This window comes from Actinoplanes sp. NPDC048791, assembly GCF_040650095.1.
Classification (GTDB): Bacteria; Actinomycetota; Actinomycetes; order Mycobacteriales; family Micromonosporaceae; genus Actinoplanes.
This window is the reverse complement of sequence record NZ_JBEZGQ010000487.1, coordinates 1-2,569: the sequence shown is the minus strand read 5'-3', so window position 1 is coordinate 2,569 and position 2,569 is coordinate 1. Positions and strand designations below refer to the sequence as shown.

Sequence of the window (2,569 nt, the reverse complement as noted above, 5' to 3'; positions counted from 1 at the left end):
GGCTGGACGGCGGCCCGACGAAGACTCCACCCCGAACCCCTTACGGAGGAGGAACTTCCATGGCCACCACGACCGAGATCGTTCTGCCCGGCATCGTCGAGCCCGAGCAGCTGCTCGTACGCCGGCGCCCCACTCCCGCCCCGGGCCCCGGCCAGGCGCTGGTCGCCGTCGAGGCGAGCGGGGTCTCCTTCGCCGAGCAGCAGATGCGGCGCGGGCGCTACTTCGCCCAGCCGGCCTTTCCCTTCGTCCCCGGCTACGACCTGGTCGGCACCGTCGCCGCGGTCGGGCCCGGCGTCGACCCCGCGCTGGCCGGCCGACGGGTCGCCGCCCTGACCAAGGTCGGCGGCTGGTCGTCCACCGCCCTGCTGGACGCGGCGGACCTGGTCCCCGTGCCCGAGGGCATCACGCCCAGCGAGGCCGAGACCGTCGTGGTCAACGGCATCACCGCCTGGCAGATGCTGCACCGCGTCGCGAAGGTCCGCCCCGGTGCGACGATCCTCGTGCACGGCGCGAACGGCGGCGTCGGCTCGACCCTCGTGCAGCTGGCCCGGCACGCCGGCATCCGGGTGCTCGGCACCTCCTCGGCGCGCAACCGTACGGCGGTCAGCGACCTCGGCGCGATCCCGCTCGACTACGCCGCCGCCGACCTCCCCGCCCAGGTACGGGCCCTGGCCCCCGCCGGGGTGGACGCCGTCTTCGACCACGTGGGCGGGCCCGGCATCGTCGACTCGTTCCGCCTGCTCGCCCGCGGCGGGACGCTCGTCGCCTACGGCAGCGCGTCGACCCGCGACGACAAGGGCAACCCGCTGCTGCCGGTCGTCGCCCTCGCCGCCCGCCTGACGGTGTGGAACTACCTGCCGAACGGCCGGTCCGCGGCGTTCTACAACGTGTGGGGCGGCCGTCGCCGCAAGCAGGTCTTCCGCGCCCGGCTCCGCGAGGACCTCGGGCAGGTCTTCACCCTGCTGGCCCAGGGCGTCCTCACCGCGCAGGTGGCGGCCGAGCTGCCGCTGGAACGCGCCGGCGAGGCGTTGCGGCTGGCCGAGTCCCGTACGGTCGTCGGCAAGGTGGTCCTCGTGGTCGACCACGGCACCGAACCGGGCCGGTGAGTCACCGGGACGCGAGCTCGGCCTCCCACAGCACGTCGCTCACCCGGGCGACAGCCGCCCGCAGATGCCGGCGGTAGGTGCCGAAGGGCAGGCCGAGCCGGCGCGCCGCCGCCTCGTGGGTCGGTGCCCCGGAGAAGTACGTCGCCACCAGAGCCGCGTGCGCCTTCACCCCCGCGAGGTCCGTACCCATCGCGTCGACCGCTTCCTGGACCAGCGCGCGCAGAACGACGGCCGGATCACCGCCGGCCACGGTCAGGAAAGGCCGGTGCAGCAGGCGGTTCGACGCGAAGCCCTCGGGGTGGCGCCAGGTCTGCAGGGCCAGGCGGACGTACTCGTCGAACTCCTCGCGGTCCGGCACCGCACCGGTGGCCGGATCCGGTGGCGGGACCGGGCGCACCGCGACGGCACCCTGGTCCCCGACGCTGGCCGGGACGGCACCACGGACCACGGCGTGGAACCACTCCTCGAACGACTCCTGCCGCCAGTCGTTGACGAACAGCCCGTAGGTGGCGTCGCCGACCCGTACGCGCCGGCCGGAGTCGGCCATGGCGGTGCCGAGGCGTTCCGTCCACGCCGCCATGTCCTGGTAGATGTCGAAGTCGTGGGCCCGTCCGGTCGCCCGGTACGCCTCCACCAGCGCCCGCCAGTGGTTCAGCTCCAGCACCGCGGACGGCTGCTCGTACGCGGCGGGATACACCGCGAAGCGGGTGATGGAGATGTGCTCGCCGGGACGGGCCGGGCTCGTGGCGTTGCTGTACTCCCAGGCGGCGGCGACCACCGGATCCGCCGCGAGGTCCTCGGGATCGGCCGGGACGCTGAGCACCAGGTGCGCCGAGAACGCCACGATCTCGCCGCTGCGGAGGTCACGGAAGATGCGGAAGACGTGCGGCTGTTTGGCGTACCAGTAGGCGGCCAGGGCCGCGGACTCCTCCCCCTCGGCCGCGCGGCACAGCTCCAGCACGCGCGGGAGGTGCTCCGGCGCCAGGTCCTCCTCGTGTACGCCACCCTGACGCGACCACGAGTACATCGCGCCCACGAGCGGCACGTCGCGGTAGAGGTAGAACGCGCGGCCCATGGCGTCGAGCATCTGGTCGTCCGGGGCTTCGCGGGCCTGACGGAGATACACCTGCACCAGACGCTCGCGGATGCCTTCGTACGCCTGGGGTGACCGCCAGCGCAGGTCCGCGACGAGCGTCTCCCGCGCGGCGTCGTGCGGGAAGAGTCCCTGCGGCGCGGACTCCATGAACGGCAGCCCGCGCAGCCAGCCGAACAGGGCACCGGCGTCCTCGTCCGGCAGGGCGGCGAGCAGCAGTTCCTCGGTGGTGGCGTAGGCCTGGGCGGCCACCTCCAGCGCCCGCCGGTGGGTGGCCGAGGGGACGTCGCCGATCAGCCGCGTCATCAGGGTCGCGAGCACCTCGCCGGTCGGCGTCCAGTCCCGGTCCTCGTCCGCGGGCCGGTCCATG

2 protein-coding genes are annotated in these 2,569 nt (G+C 74.0%); one reads left to right on the top strand and one right to left on the bottom strand.

Annotation, left to right across the window (positions count from 1 at the left end):
* Window positions 1-59 precede the first annotated feature (59 nt).
* Window positions 60-1,106 carry a medium chain dehydrogenase/reductase family protein gene (locus tag AB0C29_RS28770; RefSeq protein WP_360826392.1) on the top strand — a complete coding sequence of 349 codons (1,047 nt, stop codon included), beginning with the start codon at window positions 60-62 and terminating at the stop codon, window positions 1,104-1,106.
* A 1-nt stretch (window position 1,107) separates the two neighbouring features.
* Here AB0C29_RS28770 and AB0C29_RS28765 read toward each other — a convergent pair.
* The coding region (locus AB0C29_RS28765) for an ATP-binding protein (RefSeq protein WP_360826389.1) at window positions 1,108-2,569 on the bottom strand (1,462 nt) is incomplete at its 5' end.

Excerpts from the sequence above, each read along its gene's own strand:
- AB0C29_RS28770 (WP_360826392.1), top strand. The coding sequence starts at position 60 with ATGGCCACCACGACCGAGATCGTTCTGCCCGGCATCGTCGAGCCCGAG.